The following is a 17,755-nucleotide window of genomic DNA, read 5'->3' on the forward strand; positions in this document are numbered from 1 at the left end:
CCTACGTTAGCGAATTCCCGTCCGGAAAGCAACCGGGCCGGCGCAACGTTAACAGATCCGTCACATCGTCTCGAGCTCGACCGAGCTTCCTTTGCCGAAGGGCTCGGACGGCGTCACGATCAGCCTGCGCGGCAGCCTTGCTCTCAGCTCCGGTACGTGGCTGATGACGCCGACCGCCAGCGTCTCGTTATGCAGCTTCTCGAGCGCGGTGATCACGGTATCCAGCAGCTCGGGATCCAACGTGCCGAAGCCTTCGTCGAGGAAGAAGAATTGCAGCGGATACTTGCCCCTGAGCTGGATTTGCCCCGAAAGCGCCAAAGCAAGCGCCAGCGAAGCAAGGAACGTCTCCCCGCCGGACAACGTCGAGACCGGACGCCGGATGCCGCCGCCCGCATCGTCGCGGATGACGAAGCCGCCCCCGGCGTCGACCTCCAGCGCATAACGGCGCTTGGTAAGAAACCCGAGCCGCTCCGACGCGGCCCTGCACACCTGGATCAGCTGTTCCTCCGCGACGTATTCCACGAACGCGTTGCCGCGGAAAACGGTCTGCAGCGACTTCAGCCTGCCCGTCAGCCGATCCATCTCCGCCCGCTTCGCCTCCAGCGCGTTCCAGCGTTCCTGCTTGCTTTTGAGCGACTCCAAATCCCGCTCCGCCTTCGCGGCGGATTGAAGGCATAAGTCGTTCTCCGCCCGGTGCCGCCGAAGCGCGTCGGCGGACGCTTCCCACTCTTCCTCGGTCAGCGTACGGCCGCCGAGCTGATCGCGCAGCAGGCCGACCTGCGCCGACAGCTGCTGTTCTTCCTCCCGGTGCCGGGCAACGATGTCCGCGATCGCGACCTGCTGGCCCAGCATCGGCTGCAGCGCGGTCGCTTCGTCCGCGCTGCCGAACGGCGAACGCGCCAGCGCCGCTTCCCATTCCCCGGCGGTTTCCTTGTGCCGGTCCGCCGCGGCGCGTTCCGCCTCCGCCGCGCCCGTCCGCTGCTCGGACGCCTGCTGCAGCGCCTGCTGCGCGGCTTCGTGACGCTGCGTAAGCTGAGCGGTCCTCGCGCGGAGCTCGGCCAACTCCTGCTCCGCGGCTTCCAGAAGCCGAAAGGCCGACTGGCCGCCCGTAATCGCGGCCGCCTGCTCCCGCTTCTCCGCGAGCTGCTGCCGCTGCCCGGCGAGCGTGGCCGCAAGCTGAACGGCTTCCAGCTGCGCTTCTTGGGCAAGTCTGCCGCTCTCCTGCTGCGTGCGCGCCGTCTCCTCGATATACGTAACGCTTCGTTCCAAACGGGTACGCAGCTCGTCAGCCGCCGCTTCCCGGTCATCGAGAGCCTGCAGCGCTTCCTCCGCTTCCTGCGGACGGAGTCCTCCGCCGATCTGCGACTGCCATTCGGCAAGTTCGCGATCGAGCGCGGCCCGGCATTGATCGTACTGCCCCTGCGCGCGGCCGGCCAGCGCTTCTTGGGTCGCGAACGCCGATGCGCCTTGTTCCATCCTGCGTTCCGTCTCCGCATAGCGGATGCGGGCCGACGCGGCTGCCTTCTCGCCGGCGGCAAGCTGCCGGGCATTGACGGCCGTCAGCTCTTGCACGAGATCGAGCGCTCGCCGATAGTGCTCCAGCGCCTCCGCATGCTGCCCGGAAGCGGTCGGTTCCAACGGATCAAGGTCTTGGGTCCGGCTTGCCAGTGCGGATTCGGCCGCCGCCGCGGCTTCCCCGAGGAGAAGCTCGGCCTCCGGCCAAGGCGCGGCGTCCTTCGCATCGGAAGATTCGTCGCGGCTTACGGCCTGTACCGTCTCCAGCAGCCGTTCCGCGGCCGCTTCCGCTCTCGCCTGCAGCGGAGACAGCTCGAGCTGAAGCTGCCGGTACCGGACGCTTAACTCCTCCCAAGCCTGCAGCAGCGAATCCGCCGATTCCGCAGGCTCGTTCAGCGAGGCATGGCGGCCATGATGATCGGAGGAACCACAGACGGGGCAGGGTTCTCCGTCCCGAAGGTCCGCGGCCAGCGCGGCGGCCAATTCCATGCGCTGCTGCTCGCGCTGATCGCGGCGGGCGCGTTCCGACCACTTCGGAAGCGCCGCTGCCAGCGGATGCAGCTTCTCCGTCAAATAAGCGAGCAGGCTGCGGACCGGAAGCAATTGTTCGGCTTGGCCCTTTAACGCCGCATAAGCCTCCGTATGCTCCGTTCGAATCGCGCCGTGCGCAAGCTTGGCTTGCTCGCGGCGTTCCGAAGCCGCGGCCAGCTCCGCGTGCGCGGCTTCCGCTTGCGCGGAAAGCTGATTGAACTGCTGCAGCCTTTTGGTCAGCTTGCCCCGACGTTCCCGGTCCAAGGAGGTCAGCTCTACCTTTTTCAGCTCGCCGCGCAGCTCCGCCTGCTTGGCGGCCGCGCGGCCGAGCATTTCCTGCGCCTTGGCCGCCTGCTCGCCGTAGGCGCGCTGCCGCTCCGCGGCTTCGCCGGCGCGATGCTCGACGGCCGCGGCGTCTGCCGCAAGCTCGGCGGCTTCGCGCTCGAGGCGCTGCGCGCCCGCAAGCTGGTCGAGCCGCAGCGCCAGGCGCGGCTCGCCGGCCGCGGCTTCGGCCGCAGCCGCCGTCCACGCGGCGGCTGCGGCCGTGGCCGCCTCCAGCCGTGCGGCATGCGCCTGCACGGCGGCCTCGCGGCGCGAAGCGGCAGCGCGCAGCGCCGCTTCGGCCGCGCCGGCGGCGGCGAGCGCCGGCAGCAGCCGCTCCGCCGCCGCGAGGCGCTGCAGCTCGCGCTCCAGCTCCGCGACGCGCGGAGCGTCCGCCTGCAGCTTCGCGTGCAGCGCTTCCTTCTCGCGCAGCGCCAGCAAGCGCTCGCGCACGTGCACGCGCTCCGCGTGCAGCCGCTCCGCTTCCGCGAGCGCGGCCCGCGCGTTCGCGGAAGCCGCGGCCGCTTCGCGGTAGCGGGCCGCCGCCGCATCCACCGCGGCGGCCGAAGCGTCGCCGAGGCCAAGCTGCTCGGCCGCCGCCTCCTGGAGCGCGGCTTCCGCCGCTTTCATGCGCTGGCTGAGCTTCAGCGCCAACCCGTCGCCGAACCGTTCCAAATGGAACAGCCGCTGCAGCATCGAGCGGCGGTCCTTGCCGGTCAGCGACAGAAACTCGGCGAACTTCCCTTGCGGGAGCACGACCGCCCGCGTGAAGTCCTGCATGTTCAGGCCGATGTGCGTTTCCACGCAGCGCGTGACGTCGGCCAGCTTGTCCGCGATCACGACGTCGCCGGCTTCCGTCACTTCCACGAAGCGGCTCAGCGTATTGCTGACGGACACGTCGCCGCCGCGCTTGAACTGCCGCTCCACGCGGTAGCGTTTCCGCTCGCCGGCCCCCGCGAGATCGAAGGTGAAGGCGACGGCGAGCGTTCTCTCCGCTTGGTTCATGATCCCCTGCGTGCCGCCCGCCGCGCGTTCGACTTTGCCGTACAGCGCAAGCGTCACGGCGTCCAGGATGCTGGACTTGCCGCTGCCCGTCGGACCGAAAATCCCGAATACGCCCGCTTCGCACAGCCGCTCGAAATCGACCTCCTGGGCTTCGCGGTAGCTTTGCAGACCGCTCAATCGAAGCAATATCGGTTTCATGCGCTTTCACCTCCCGCGTACGATCCGCCGCCGTCTTTGCTTTCGGACGGAGCCGGCGCTTCGTCGTCGTCTTCCGCGATCAGCTCCAGGAACAATCGAACCGTCTCCGCGTCCGGCTCGCCGCCCCCGGTCTGCCGCGAGAAGAACCGGCGAAACAGTTCTTCGGCCGGCATCCGCTCCCGCGAGCGGGCATCCAGTTCGATCGTTTCCGCCGTTTCCGGATATATAGGCCGGATATGTACAAGACCTTCATGCTGTCGGCGAAGCTGCTGGATATGCTGCAGCGTCATCGCCTCCGTCATATGGATGCTGAGATCGATCCATGCCCTTGCGTCGCGTCCTTCTTCCAGCCAGGCGGTCACTTCGGCGATGCCGCCCTTGGCGTTCCAGCTGACCAACGGCCGGCCGGAATTCAAGAGGATTTGCCGCGGAACGACGGGCTCGCCGGGAGCGGCGTCGAAGACCGTCACGGCCTTCGCGTAATCCGCCTCCGAAAAGCTGTACGCCAGCGGCGATCCGCTGTAGCGCATCGTCTCGTCGCCGGCCACGCGCTGCGGACGATGCAGATGGCCGAGCGCCACGTACTGCGCCCCGATTCGCAGCGCGGACGGGTCCACCGTATACGCGCCGCCGATCTGAATCGGCCGTTCCGAGTCCGTCTCCAAGCCGCCCAGCACGTAAATATGGCTCATGGCCAAATTGACCGTATCGCCGCGGAAAGCCGTGCCGAGCTGCTGCATCAGCCGGCCGACGCGTTCCGAATAAGCGCTGCGCAGCTGCCCTTCGTCCGTCGCTTCGCTCAGCAGCTCGCGCAGGCGCGACTCCGACGGATACGGCAGCGCGGCGATGACCGCCTGCTCGCCCGTCCGCGGCACGTCGACGACGAGCGGCCGGTCCGTCGGCATGCCGACCAGTCGTATGCCGCTGCGCGCGGCAAGCGGCGCGGAAGCGGACACCCGGTCGGGATGATCATGGTTGCCCGCGATGACGGCGATCGTCCGCCGGCCGCCGTCGGCGAGTCTCGCAACGGCTTCATAGAACAGTCCCTCCGCCGCGGCGGGCGGATTGACGGAATCGTACACGTCGCCGGCGAGCAGCACGAGGTCGATGCCTTCGTCCCGCACCAGCGCGGCGAGCTCGTCGACGAAAGCCGCTTGTTCCTCGATTCTGCTCCGGCCTTCGAGCGAACGCCCGAAATGCCAGTCGGCCGTATGCAATATGCGCATTATTCGTTCCCCCGTCCTTTGGTCTAAAACAATTTGACGGCTTTGCCGCCGTCCAGGAAATACACGTAACACTCGTCGACTTTCCGTCCGATGATCGACGCGATCGCCTCCGCGTACAGCGACAATTGGAAACGGTGGCGCTCGGCCGCCTCTTTCCACCGTCCCATGCGGACGCGGTCCGTCTTGTAATCCAGCAGCACCAGTCCGCGTTCATCCTCGAACAAACAGTCGATGACCCCTTGGATCAGGATCGGTTCGGCGCCTACGCCGGATGAAAGAGCCGGATAGACGCGTCCGGCCGGAAGCGTGCAGCTGAACGGCGTTTCACGCCGGATCCAGGGGGCCGCGAGCAGCCTTCGGCCGATCTCTTGCGCGAAAAAGGAAGCCGTTCCCGCAACGTCCACGGCATCTGCCTGCTGCCTAGTGAGCATCCTCCGCTCCACCAGGCCGGAGATTGTGCGGGTTACCGTCTCCTCCGTCACGTCGCCCTCCCCGTCCAACGGAATATGCTGCATCACGAGATGGCTAACCGTTCCCCGTTCCGCGGGCGTAAGCGCGGCTTCTTCCAAGAACCGCGGGCGCCGCAGGCGGAACGTATACTCCCCGCCGTTCGGGACGCGGGCGGGGGCAGCTTGATCTTTATGAGGCTCGTCCTGAACGGATTCCCGCGCATCGCGCTGTTCGCTGACCCGCTGCTTCGCGTCGCTCGGTTCTAACGGCTCGAGATCGCCGAAATCAAAGCTCACCTGTTCAAGCGTCGCTCCAGTCTCCATATCTGCCGGAACGACTCCAATAACCCGATCCACGGCTTGGTCCAGGCTGGAATCAGACCAGTCTTCCTGCGCCTGCGCAACAAGACCATCCGTCACGCCTGACGAACCATCCTCGCCTGCCGCCTCCGGCAGCATGAACGCGTCTTCATCCTGGCCGATTTCCGCATGGAGCCGCTTCATTTCCGTCACTGACGTTTTGGCGGCGGTCAGCGCCGCTTCGGCGAACGGATACCGCCAGCTGAGCCGCCGGTCGATTTCGGCCGCCGCGGCAGGATCCCCTCCATCCTCGATCAACGCCAGCTGCTGCACGGCGGTCATGCGATCCATGAAGGCGGCCCTTGCGGCCTCGTCCGTTTCCGAGCCGGCCGCCGCTTCCATGCCTAGCACGGATGCAGGGACGACCGCGGTCCGCCAATTTCCGAAAGGAACGACGTTGCCTTCGTCCGCCGTCATTATGGGCATCATCGCGTCATTGGATCGCTCGGGCTCCGTGCGGTGCTCGCCATTCTCGGTTTGCGCGATGACGGCGCCCTCGGTGCCGTCCTCCATTCCGCTCCCCGACGGCGCTGGCGGCGTCTCGCCCGTTATCGTCGCGTTTTCGTCCGGCGCAAGCTCCGCTTGAACCCCGCTTTCGACGGAGACGGGAATCCCCGCGCCCATCGCGAGCGGGCCGAGCCAGTCGAGGAAGCGGCCGGCGCCCGCGATCCGGAAATCCGGGAGCCGTCCGTGCGCATCGAGCGCGGACTGCCAGCGCTGCAGCTGCTTGGCGGCATCGCCGACCGTGCCGACGAGGAACATTTTTTCCTTCGGCCGGGTCAAGGCGACGTATAGAATCCGCATCTCTTCCGCCAGCGATTCCATGCCGAGGCGCTGACGGATCGCGAGGTACGGCAGCGTCGGATAGGCGACCCGCAGCTCCGTATCGACGAAGCGCGGACCGAAGCCGAGCTGCTTATGCATGAGGAAGGGACTGTGCAGGTCCCTCCGGTTGAACGACTTGCCGAGGCCGGCCGCGAACACGACCGGGAATTCCAGCCCTTTGCTCTTATGAATGGACATGATGCGCACGACGTCCTCCTGCTCGCCCAGCGCCCTGGCGGTTCCGAGATCGCCGCCGCTCTCCCGCATCCGGTCGATGAACCGGAGAAAGCGGAATAACCCGCGCAGCGTGGTCGCCTCGTATTGACGCGTGCGGTCGTGCAGCGCGCGCAGATTGGCCTGCCGCTGCAAGCCCCCGGTCATGCCGCCGACCAGGTCGTAATACCCCGTCTCGCGGTAAATGCGCCACAGCAGGTCCGCCAGCGAGCCCTGCCGAGCCTCGTTGCGCCATGCTTCGAGCGAATCGAGGAACCGGTTCAGCTTGGCTCTCGTGTCTCCCGAAACCGAGAGATTGCCCGAGGCTATTCGAGCCGCTTCAAAATACGGCACCCGTCCTCCGGCGATGCGGATCAAGGCCAGCTCCTCCCCGGACAAGCCGACGATCGGCGAGCGCAGCGCGCCCGCAAGCGGAATGTCCTGATACGGATTATCGATGACGCGCAGCAGCGAGAGCATCGTCTCGACTTCGGTCGCCTCGAAATACCCGGTGCTCAATTCCGCGTATGCCGGTATGCCCTGCTGCTGCAGCTCTTCGATGATGACCGGCGCCCATTGCTTGTCCGCCCGCAGCAGGATGACGATATCCCGCCATGCGAGCGGCCGCTTGCGGCCTTTCTTGCCGTCGTATACGAGGAACGGCTCCTCGGCCAATCCGTCGGCCGCGGCAGCGCCCTTCAGACGAAGGATCTGGCCCGCGATCCAGCGTGCTTCCAACTGCACGGTCTGCAGCTCCTCCGCGCTGTCCGCCGGCGAATCTCCGCCCTCGGCGAACGTCGGGTCGTCGGCGGATTCGCTCCGCTCTTCCCCGTCGTCGCCTTTCCCGCGGTCGAGCACGGCAAACTCCACGGCATACCGCCTCGGCGATCCGCCGTCGTCCGCGGCCGGGTAAGAAGCGCCGCATACGAGCTCGGCGCGCGCATCGTAGTCCATCTCCGCTGCTTTCTCGCGCATGATGGCCCTGAACACTTCGTTGACGCCGTCCACGACCTCCTGCCGGCTGCGGAAATTGCGCGCCAAATCGATGCGCACGCCGTACTCCAGCTCGGAGGCGGCTATCAACTCCATCCCGGCGGAAGCTGCTTCTCCGGCGGCTGTCGCTGCTTCAACGCTTGTCGCCTCCGACGCCCGTAGTTGACCCGTTTCTCTGAGTCGCTCGGCTTCCGGCGTACTTGCTTCCCCGGCATCTCCGAACCATTCGGCTTCCAGCGTACCCGCTTCCCCGGCATCTCCGAGTCGCCGTTCCGACGCGGCAGCGGCTTCGGCGGCAAAGTCGGCCGCTTGCTCCGTCATCCCCGACGCCGAACGGTACGATTTGTATTTGCGCAGAAACAGTCCCGGCTCGGCCAAACGGAACCGGTAGATGCTCTGCTTCACGTCGCCGACCATGAACCGGTTTCCTCTGCCGGAACGGCTGATGAGCGAGACGATCGCTTCCTGGACCATGTTCGTGTCCTGGTATTCGTCGAGCAAGACCTCCTGAAACTGCTGCTGGTATTCCAGCGCCGCGGGCGACGGCACCATCCGTTCCGGCGTGGACGTGCCGTCCCGCAAAATGCGCAGGCAGTAATGCTCCATGTCGCCGAAATCGATCAAGCCCTTCTCGAGCTTGGCCCTCTCGAACCGGTCGCCGAACTGCTCCACGAGCTCCGCCAGCGTCGCCATGTACGGGGCCGATTCCCGCAGCTCCGCGACGAATTCATCCGGCGTCCTCACGAACAGCTCGTCGTTCAAGCCGCCGATCATGTCCTTCGCCCGCTCGCGCAGCTCCTTCGCCCTCTCCTGCAGCCCTTTGTCGCACGCGTCGCCGCGCTGGCTCTTCAGCTTGCCGAAGCTTGCCGCCGAGAACCCCTCGTGCCACGCTTCCCATGGCAAGCTAGCCACCTTGGAGATCAAGGTTCGGACGAGCGCCAGATCATCCTGGAGCGTCTCGCCGTACGCATCCGGTCCCGCAGGCATGCGCGCGACGTCGAGCGCCAGTTCCAGCAGGCTCTCCGCGCCCTGAAGCGTCAACGCCACGGCATCCCCCAAACTGCTGACCCATTCGGTGCGTCCGAGCTCCGCGGCATCCCGCACGCGGAACGACGCGGCCGTTTGCCGCAGCCATGCTTTCGGCCAAGGATGGCTCTGGGCGAAATCGTACAGTTTGAGCACGAGCGCATAGAGCGGCTCGTCTCCCCGCTCGCCTCCGAAACGGTCGGCCAGCGCCAGGAAAGCCGCATCTGCTCCACGACCGTGCTCGTCTTCGTTGTCCGGACCGGCGTACCGCTCTTCGAACAACGCGTCCAGCACGTCCATGCGGAGCAGCTCCGCTTCCGTCTCGTTGGCGATCCGAAACCCCGGATCAAGGCCGATCAACGAATAATACCGGCGGATAACGTCCAGGCAGAAGGAATGAAGCGTCGTGATCGACGCCCTCCCCATGAGCGCGAGCTGCCTGCGCAGATGATCGGAGTCCGGCTTCTTGTCCAGCTCCTTCTCCAGCGCGATCCGGATGCGCTCTTTCATTTCCGCGGCCGCCGCTTTCGTGAACGTAGCGACTAGCAGCCGGTCGACGTCCGTATCGTTCGCGATCTTGCGAATGATCCGTTCGACGAGAACGGCCGTTTTGCCGGAGCCCGCCGCGGCGGCTACGAGAATGTTGCTTCCTTCCGTCACGATGGCCCGCCATTGGTCGTCCGTCCATGTGCTCCCGGCCGGCTTGGGCGGTACCCGATGCTCGTTCGTTGCCGTCATGCTTCCTCCTCCTCTCCTGAACGTTCCGCAGCGCTCGCGCGATCCGCGGGTTCCGCGTCGTCTGCCGCATCGTCTTCCGCGGAAGCTAGCAGCTGCCACACCTCGTCTTTGCCCGTCTTCTGCAGCTTGTTGTATTCGTTGCCTTCGATGAGGGGGTCGAACTGGCAGACCGGCTTGTAATCGCAAAATTGGCACGGCGTCTTGCCGCCCAGCCTGTAAGGCGAGATCGACACGTCTCCTCCGGCGATCCGGTCGCCGATGCGGCGCAAGGTGCCGCGCACGGATCGGCGCAGCGTGTCCCATTGGCCGTCCGATACGACGGACGAGCTGCTGTAGAACCCGCCGTCCCGCTTAAGCGCGAGCGGCAGCAGATCGGAATAGCCCGTCGTCAGCGCATTGTCCATCAATTTGACCGTTTCTTCGTCGGCCAGCACGAGGCCCTTCAGCTTGAACCGCTTCAGCATTTCCGCCCGCGCTTTCGCCGGCGGCAAGCCGTTCGACGAAGAGAGCATCGGATTGTGCACGTGGAAATACAGCGCGCCGGCCGCTTTCGCCGGCTGCCCCAACCACTCCGGCGCATGCGTCAGCAGCACGTCCAGATACGTCAGCATCTGAAGCGCCATGCCGTACGCCACTTCCTCGAGGCGAAGCTGCTTGGCGCTCGACTTGTAGTCGATGACGCGCAGCAGCAGCCCGTCCGTCGTCTGCGCCGCGTCGACGCGGTCGATCCTGCCGGCCATCTCAAGCGTTCTGCCATCCGCGAGCGGAATCGTCACGGGCGGCAGCGGACCGTCCGGTCCGAAGCCGATCTCCAGCCCCACCGGTCGGAACGCCGCCCGTCGCGCATGCTCGCCGAGAATGACGGCCGCTTGGCCGACGATATCCGTCAGCTTGCGCGCCACGTATTGATGGCGGCTGCTGCTGAAAAGGATTTGCGACTGCAGCCGCGTCGCCAGCTCGCCGACGATCGCCGAGCAATGCTCGCGCAGCTCCTCCGCGCTCAGCGAGCCCCACCGGTCGCCGAGCGTTTCCGTCAGGCGGCTGAGCGCGGCGTGGAAGAGCTGTCCGATGTCCGGCGCGGCCAGCTTGTACTGCGCCCGTTCGCGCAGCCGCAGCCCGTGTATGGCGAAATGCTGGAACGGACAGGAGACGAACCGTTCCATCCGGGAGACGCTGCCCCGCAGCAGCTTACCGTAAAGCATGTCCGCCGTCTCGCGGGAAAGCGAAGGCTCCTCGTTCGAATATTGCAGCGAACCGACCAGGCGCCCCAGCTTGTGCTGCCAGTCCGGCCTGACCGCGTACCAATTGTAGGTCTCCCACCAGATGGGAGAGATCGCCGTTCCGTGCCGCCATGCCCGCAGCTGCGTAATCAGATAGGACAGCGTCCGCTCGGGATGCGCCATGAACGACTGCTGCTCCGCTTCCGGCATGCCCGATGCAGGTTCGACGGCGGCTCCCGCTTCCTCGAGGCCCGGAAACAGCCCCTTTACGTGCCGGATAACCTCGGAAGGCAGCAGACTCTTGCCTTCTTCGTCCGCAAGCGGCCAACTGATCCAGAGATGCCGGCTCGGCGTGGTGAGCGCGTTGTAGATCATGAACCGCTCGTCGAGCAGCTTCCTGCGGACGCCCGGCGCCATGACGAGACCGCCGCTTTCCATCGTTTCGCGCTCCTGCTCCGTCAGCACGCCGTCCTCCTGCATCCGCTGCGGCATGACGCCGTCGCTGGCGCCGAGCAGATAGCAGACGTGAATATTGCCCGAGCGCGTCCGGTCCATGCTGCCGATCAGCACTTGATCGAGCGAAGGGGGCACCGACGCCAGCTTCAGGCTCTCGAGGCCCGTCTCCGCCATGCCCGCGAACAACTCGATCGGGACGGCCTCCGAACCGGTCATCTCCGTCAGCTGGTCCAGCAAATCCATGACGCCTTCCCATAACTGGCGATGTTCCCGCGCCCGCAGCGCATTGCCCGCGGCACTCTCCTTGCGGCTCCATCGTTCCAGCCTATCGGGAGCGTCGACCGCCATCAGCAGCCGGTACACCGCCTCGCACATGCCCCGGACGTCCGCCGCCTTCTTCAGCTCGCGGATGAATTTCTTCAGTACGGGGACAACGGCTTCGCGCGCGTCCATGATCGCTTCGAATTCGCGGAGCTCCCGTTCGCCCGCCTGCACGGGATCGCCGTCCAGCGTATCGCGCATAAGCGGTTTCCATTGACTGAGCGACAGCCACTTGTTGCCGTTCATGCCCGTTGCCAGCGCGTAATTCTCCAGCAAGTCGAACGTTTCCCTCGTGACGCTGCCGTCGTCCGGAATGAGCAGCTCCGTCTTGATGCAGCGGAACACCGCCTCGAACCGCCAGCCGAATGATGCGATCTCGAGCGCGGAACGGATAAACTCGACGAGCGGGTGATGCAGCGCGGCGTTCTTCTGGTCCAGGAAGAACGGAATGCCGTAATCCGCGAAGATCGCCTTGATGTAATCGTTGTAATCCGGCGCGTTGCGGACCATGACGGCCAAATCGCGGTAACGCAAGCCCTCGTCCCGGACCCTGCGCACGATGTCACGGGCGGCGGCTTCTACTTCCGCCCTTCTGCCGGAAGCCGCGTGCAGCGAGATCGCGCCTTCCGCGAGCTCGCCGGCCGACAACCGCAGCGGCTTCCGTCCGGCATGGCCGTATTGCCGTTCGACGTGGGCAATCATTGGACTGTCCAGGAACCGATAGGGAGTTCCCCCCAGAAGGAGGGGCTCCTCGATATCCATGCCGTTGTTCGCCGCGAGATCGCGAAGCTTCAAGAAGGTCTCGGCCGTCGGCCGGAACAGGTCCAGCTCATGCGGCATCTCCCCGTTTCCGTAATGCTTGTCCAAGCAAAGGGTCACGGTCATGTTCTTGGCATGCTTCATAAGCGCTTCGAGCGCTTCGAGTTCCTTCGGGGTGAAGCCGTGGAAGCCGTCGACCCAAATCTCGCAATCGCGCATGGAAGGCGCCTCATGGAACCCTTTCACCAACCAAGCCAAATAATCCTCCGCGTCTATGTATAGGCCGGCAAGCTCTTGCTCGAGCCGGTTCGAAATGAGCTGCAGATCGCCGAGCTTCCGCCCGAGCAGCGAGCTCCGCGTACTGGCTATGTAATGTTCCCCGAACGCCCGCAGCGCCTCGGCGTCGATCCCGTACCGCTTCCACTCCGTCATCAGCTCGCCCAGCCGTTCGATGAACCCGTGCTGGCTTTCGCTGCCCTGAAACAATTGCAGCTCCTTGTTCAAGCGGGAGACGATTTTGTACAGCAGCATGTTTTTGCCGTTCTCGCTGATCGGCGTCAGCGCCGTTCCCCCGGTCTCCTGCATGACCCGGAAGGAAAGCCGCCGGAAGCTGAGCGCCTGCGCCCGGATCGTTCCTTTCAGCGGCGATTCCGGCCTGCCGAGCAGCGCGTATTCCGTCTGGAAGGTCGCCTGCTCCGGCACCAGCATGATCAGCGGAGCGCCGTCCGGCTGCTCCAGGATCCGGTTCGTGATGGCCGACAGGCAATGATGGGTTTTCCCCGCCCCCGAGCGGCCGATAACAAAACGAAGCGCCATGCGCCCACCTCTTCTTTTCGCGTATTCGATTCTTCTATTGGGTTCTTACGTTCGATTCTTCTACTCGATTCTTCTATTCTAGCATACCGGATGCGATCTGTTCACCCGAAAACGCGAATGTTTGTTCGATGCCGCCACAGGTAAATCCTTCTCCTCCCGCATGGCTGCCCTTTTCCCACCCGTACAAGCGCAAAAAAGAGCGGTTCCGAAGAACCGCCCTCAGCCGCAAATTACCTATCCCGGCCGCCAGGCTGCCGGAGTCCCGCAGCTCTATTTGCCGCGCACCTCGAAAATGCCGAATTTCAAATAATGCCCTTCGTTCACGCCGAGAATCTGCGGATGATCCTTGCCCGCCGCCCGCCATTCGATCAGCCGCAGCGTCTTGCCGGCATCGACCGCCGCCGCCTGGATCGTCTCCAGGAACAGCTCAGGCCGCATATGGTACGAACAGCTGGCCGTCACGAGATAGCCGCCTTCGTTAACCAGCTTCATGCCGTGCAGGTTGATGTCCTTGTAGCCTCTGACCGCGCCTTCGATGGCATGCTTGGACTTGGCGAACGCCGGCGGATCCAGAATGACGACATCCCATTTGCGGCCCGCCTCGCCGCTTAGCGGCTTCGACGTATCGAGCTTCGGCCCTTTGGCGTTGGCATTGGCGACGGCAGCCTTGCCGCGCTCCATCCGTTCTTCGATGCCCTTCACTTGTCCGCGCAAATACTCGAAGGCATCCGCGACCACGAATTCGACGCGGTCGGTAAATCCGTTGCGCGCGACGTTGCGCTGCGCCGTCTCGACGGCATGGGCGGAGACGTCCAGGCACGTCACTTTCTTGGCGCCGTACTTGCAGGCATGGAGCGTGAAGCTGCCCGTATGGGCGAAGCATTCCAGCACGGTCGCACCGTCCCAGTACGGGAACGTCACGACCTTGCCGTTGGCGTTGACCGGGACGAGCCGAGGTTCCTTCAGTTCGGCAATCGTGCCGGTATCGTCGGCTTCGGCGGCATTCTCGTCGAACGGCTGCTCCGCAAGGCGAATTCCGCTTCGTCCTCCCCAGCCCGTCATAAGCGGGGCGATCGACGCGCGGTTCTCGCGCTGATCGAAAAAGTAGCCCGTCTTCTGGCCTTCCACGATATCGACCTCGAGTTTCAAGCCGTTTTCCACGATTTCCACGATCCGCGGACATTCTCCGTAAAGGATGCCCGTGCGTTCCTCCAAACCTTCCAATGCGCGCACGGAAACGTCGCTTCGTTCATAGATGCCCTTCGGCTCGAACACGGCAACCAGCGCCGCGACGAGCGCCTCCCTGCGCGCCTCCATGCCGAGCGTCAGCAGCTGGACGACGAGCACTTCGCCGAACCGGTCGACGATAAGCCCAGGCAGAAAATCCGCTTCGCCATATACGAGCCGGCAATCGCTGCCGTTCACGAACCGGATGCGGTGCTGCTTGCATTGCAGCAGGCGCTCGGCGAAAAAGGCTTCGTCCATCGCCTCCACCGGCTGATGGCCGATGACCCGAATCGTAATCTGGGATGCCGGATTCCAATAGCCCGTTGCCAGGTATCGGCCCTGGTGATTTACGACGTCCACCAGACCGCCGGGACCGCCTTCGCCCTCCATGCGGTCGATTTCGCCGGCAAAAATCCAGGGATGGCCGGATTCCGTTCTTTTTTTGCGTTCCTTCTTCAATACCGCTTTCGCGCGTTCCATCGTCTCTACGCCTCTTTCGCTGCTGAAATGCTTGTCATGCCCGTCTTGCCGTTCGCATATGTATCGTTACCCGCATAACCGTTTCTCTATATCCCTGCACTATGCAAAGGAGATAAACCGACCATGTTCTTCGCGATCATGCTGCCGATGTTCGGCGGCTTCGCCTTGTTTCTGTCCGGCATGCGGACGATGGAACTCGCCCTGCATCGTTCCGTCGGCCGCAACCTTCATCGCATCCTCCAGCGGTTCACGTCCACGCCGCTGCACGGCTTGCTCGCCGGAACCGCAGCAACGGCTGTCCTGCAGAGCAGCACAGCCGTTACGGTCATGTCGATCGGGATGGTGAATGCCGGCCTGCTGACGTTTCCGCGGACGCTCGGCATCGTGCTCGGCACCAATATCGGCACCTGCCTGACGACGGAACTGCTCGGCTTGAACCTCGGCAAGTACGGCCTGCCGCTGCTCGGATGCTCGGCCGCAATATGGCTGCTGACCGCGCTCTTCGGCGAAATGGAACTCGGCCGAGGAAGCCGGGCCGGCCGCCGAATTGGCCGCCTGCTCGCCCCGCTTAGGACCGGAGCCGTCGTAATCGGCGGCTTCGCCCTGCTGCTCGTCGGCATTCGCATGATGCAATCGATCGCGCCCGCCGTACAATCGACGGCTTTCTTCGGCGCTTTCTTAAGCCGCGCCGACTCCAGCGTCTTCTGGGGCTTGGCCGCCGGCGCCGTGCTGACCGCCGTCATTCACAGCGGCGCGGCCGTCATCGGCATCGTGATGGGGCTGGCGGAATCCGGCGTCATGCCGGTCGAAGTCGGCGTTGCCGTCGTGCTCGGCGCGAACGTCGGCACCTGCGTGACGGCGGTCATTGCCGCGATCGGCGGGACGCGTTCGGGACAATTCGTCGCCTGGTCGCATGTGCTGCTCAACGTCGGCGGCGCCGCGCTGTTTGCCCCGTTCACGCATGAGCTTGGCATGGCCGCGGCCTGGTTGGCCGCTTCGCCCGCCGCGCAAGTCGCCCACGCGCAAACGTTGTTCAACGTGTTATGTTCCTTGCTAGCCCTGCCGCTGTGTTACCATCCTCGCCTCCGCGCGCTCAAACCCGACTGACGGAGCGCTCAGTCCTCGTCCATGAACGTCAGTCCCAGGAGGCGCAGCGCGCCTCCCAGAATCCGGTCGTTATTGTTGTACCCGGATTGCTTCTGCCTGCGCCAAGCCTCCGCGGGTTCGAACCACTCCACGCCGCGGATTTCTTCCACCTGCGCCTGCAGCTTGCCGCCGATGGCTTCGACGAGATAATAATGGACTTCCTTATCGATGATCCCTTTGGCGTCATGGCTGTACCGATATTTGATCTGGTCGATCGGGGAAACGATCGCGCCTTGAATTCCGGTCTCTTCCGAAATTTCGCGCAGGGCCGTTTGCTCCACGGTCTCTCCCGGTTCCATTTTGCCTTTGGGCAGCGATATTTTGCCGTAACGATCTTGAATCAGCTGTACTTGCAGTTCGCCGTTAACCCGGCGGAAAACGACGCCGCCTGCTGAAATTTCCTTCATCTGTGTCTCCCCTCCGCCCATTCGAAATCGGCTCGGTTATGTAGAGCAAGGATTCTTTCGCAGCCATGTCAGCAGGGCGGCTTCAGAATCCTTGCAGCGTTCTTATTATCGCATCATGCCTGCATCGCTTGGGGCAGGGGCTTGCGTTTGGCTTCCTCTGCGCGGGACGCCGATTCCGGACGCTCCGCTGCCGGCGCATGCTCTTCCAGCACGCGGACCAGCTGGCCCTGGCATTCGTTGACGCCCGCTTGCGTGATCTTCACGCGGCACAGTTGGCCGATCAGCGACTCGGCGCCGTCGAACGCCACTTGAATATAGTTGTCGGAGTAGCCCATGACCCGGGCTTCCCCGGACGTTCCGTTAAACGCGCGCTCCGGAATGACGTCCAGCACTTCGCCGACGTACTTCTCGGCGTACTTGAGCTGCATCCGCTCGGATAAGTCGATCAGCTGGTGGACGCGCTCGTTCTTCGCTTCTTCGTCCACCTGGTCATCCATCCGCGCGGCGGGCGTACCCGTCCGCTTGGAATACGGGAAGACGTGCATCTCGGCAAAGCCGAGCTTCTCCATGAATTCGAAGCCGTTCCGGTACATCTCTTCCGTCTCGCCCGGGAAGCCGACGATGACGTCCGTGGTGATCGCCACGCCCGGCATTGCTTCGTGCAGCAGGCGGATTTTCTCCGCGAACTGCTCCACCGTGTATTTGCGGCGCATCCGCTTGAGGACGTCGTTGTCGCCCGCCTGCAGCGGAATATGCAGATGACGGCACATTTTTTCCGAACGGTTCAGCACGTCGATCATCCGTTCGTCGATTTGGCTCGCTTCGATCGAGCTGATCCGAATGCGCTCCAAGCCTTCGATGGCATCCAGGTCCCAAAGCAGGTCCGTCAAGCGGTAGTTCTCCATATCGTCGCCGTATCCGCCCGTATGAATACCTGTCAGGACGATTTCTTTATACCCTGCGGCCACGAGCTGGCGCGCTTGGTCCAGCACGCTCCGCGGATCGCGGCTGCGGGACAATCCGCGCGACCACGGAATGATGCAGAAAGTGCAGAAGTTGTTGCAGCCTTCCTGAATCTTCAGGAACGCGCGCGTGCGTTCCGCGAAATCCGGCACGTCGAGTTCCTCGAACTCGCGCGTTTTCATGATGTTGCGAACGGCGTTCACGGGCTTGCGCTCGTTTTGCAGCTCTTCGATGTAGCCCATCAACTTGTCCCGGTCCTGCGTGCCGATGACGAGATCGACGCCTTCGATCGCGAGGATCTCGGCCGGCGACGTCTGGGCATAGCAGCCCGTCACCGCGATGATCGCGTCGGGATTGCGGCGAATGGCGCGGCGAATGATCTGCCGGCTCTTCTTGTCTCCCGTGTTCGTCACCGTGCACGTATTGATCAAGTATACGTCCGCGGTCGTGGTCTCGAAGTCGACCTGTTCGTAGCCTTCGTTCTTGAACAGCTGCCAGACCGCTTCCGTGTCGTAGAAATTCACCTTGCATCCCAATGTATAAAAAGCAACCGACGGCAT

Annotated in this window: 8 protein-coding genes; 1 reads left to right on the top strand and 7 read right to left on the bottom strand. The window is 64.2% G+C overall.

Features of this window, described 5'->3' with window-relative positions:
* Positions 1-60: 60 nt before the first annotated feature.
* The 5 genes from AC50YL_RS03500 to AC50YL_RS03520 form a co-directional block, all read right to left on the bottom strand.
* A complete protein-coding gene (locus AC50YL_RS03500; protein ID WP_494829321.1) occupies positions 61-3,570 on the bottom strand; it encodes an AAA family ATPase in 3,510 nt (1,169 codons plus the stop codon).
* On the bottom strand, positions 3,567-4,796 hold the full coding sequence (locus AC50YL_RS03505; protein WP_494829323.1) for an exonuclease SbcCD subunit D: 1,230 nt from the start codon (positions 4,794-4,796) through the stop codon (positions 3,567-3,569). The genes AC50YL_RS03500 and AC50YL_RS03505 overlap by 4 nt, the downstream gene beginning before the upstream one ends.
* A 23-nt stretch (positions 4,797-4,819) precedes the next feature.
* Complete coding sequence (locus AC50YL_RS03510; RefSeq protein ID WP_494829325.1) at positions 4,820-9,400, bottom strand: UvrD-helicase domain-containing protein; 4,581 nt, start codon at positions 9,398-9,400, stop codon at positions 4,820-4,822.
* Positions 9,397-12,972 carry a helicase-exonuclease AddAB subunit AddB gene (addB, locus tag AC50YL_RS03515; protein ID WP_494829327.1) on the bottom strand — a complete coding sequence of 1,192 codons (3,576 nt, stop codon included), beginning with the start codon at positions 12,970-12,972 and terminating at the stop codon, positions 9,397-9,399. The genes AC50YL_RS03510 and addB overlap by 4 nt, the downstream gene beginning before the upstream one ends.
* Before the next feature lie 270 nt (positions 12,973-13,242).
* On the bottom strand, positions 13,243-14,679 hold the full coding sequence (locus AC50YL_RS03520) for a class I SAM-dependent rRNA methyltransferase (protein ID WP_494829329.1): 1,437 nt from the start codon (positions 14,677-14,679) through the stop codon (positions 13,243-13,245).
* A 123-nt stretch (positions 14,680-14,802) separates the two neighbouring features.
* Here AC50YL_RS03520 and AC50YL_RS03525 point away from each other — a divergent pair, with 123 nt between their 5' ends.
* Entirely contained in the window at positions 14,803-15,786 is a 984-nt protein-coding gene (locus tag AC50YL_RS03525; protein WP_494829331.1) for a Na/Pi cotransporter family protein, read from the top strand.
* 8 nt (positions 15,787-15,794) lie between these two features.
* On the opposite strand, the gene AC50YL_RS03530 is transcribed toward AC50YL_RS03525, so the two are convergent.
* Both AC50YL_RS03530 and mtaB read right to left on the bottom strand, forming a co-directional pair.
* The gene (locus AC50YL_RS03530) at positions 15,795-16,232 is read right to left on the bottom strand and encodes an NUDIX hydrolase (protein ID WP_494829332.1); all 438 of its coding nucleotides are present in this window, start codon (positions 16,230-16,232) and stop codon (positions 15,795-15,797) included.
* 113 nt (positions 16,233-16,345) lie between these two features.
* Positions 16,346-17,755 carry a tRNA (N(6)-L-threonylcarbamoyladenosine(37)-C(2))-methylthiotransferase MtaB gene (mtaB, locus tag AC50YL_RS03535; protein ID WP_494829333.1) on the bottom strand — a complete coding sequence of 470 codons (1,410 nt, stop codon included), beginning with the start codon at positions 17,753-17,755 and terminating at the stop codon, positions 16,346-16,348.

The organism is Paenibacillus sp. J22P277, assembly GCF_059383675.1.

Excerpts from the sequence above, each read along its gene's own strand:
- AC50YL_RS03500 (WP_494829321.1), bottom strand. The coding sequence starts at position 3,570 with ATGAAACCGATATTGCTTCGATTGAGCGGTCTGCAAAGCTACCGCGAA.
- AC50YL_RS03505 (WP_494829323.1), bottom strand. The coding sequence starts at position 4,796 with ATGCGCATATTGCATACGGCCGACTGGCATTTCGGGCGTTCGCTCGAA.
- AC50YL_RS03510 (WP_494829325.1), bottom strand. The coding sequence starts at position 9,400 with ATGACGGCAACGAACGAGCATCGGGTACCGCCCAAGCCGGCCGGGAGC.
- addB (WP_494829327.1), bottom strand. The coding sequence starts at position 12,972 with ATGGCGCTTCGTTTTGTTATCGGCCGCTCGGGGGCGGGGAAAACCCAT.
- AC50YL_RS03520 (WP_494829329.1), bottom strand. The coding sequence starts at position 14,679 with ATGGAACGCGCGAAAGCGGTATTGAAGAAGGAACGCAAAAAAAGAACG.
- AC50YL_RS03525 (WP_494829331.1), top strand. The coding sequence starts at position 14,803 with ATGTTCTTCGCGATCATGCTGCCGATGTTCGGCGGCTTCGCCTTGTTT.
- AC50YL_RS03530 (WP_494829332.1), bottom strand. The coding sequence starts at position 16,232 with ATGAAGGAAATTTCAGCAGGCGGCGTCGTTTTCCGCCGGGTTAACGGC.
- mtaB (WP_494829333.1), bottom strand. The coding sequence starts at position 17,755 with ATGCCGTCGGTTGCTTTTTATACATTGGGATGCAAGGTGAATTTCTAC.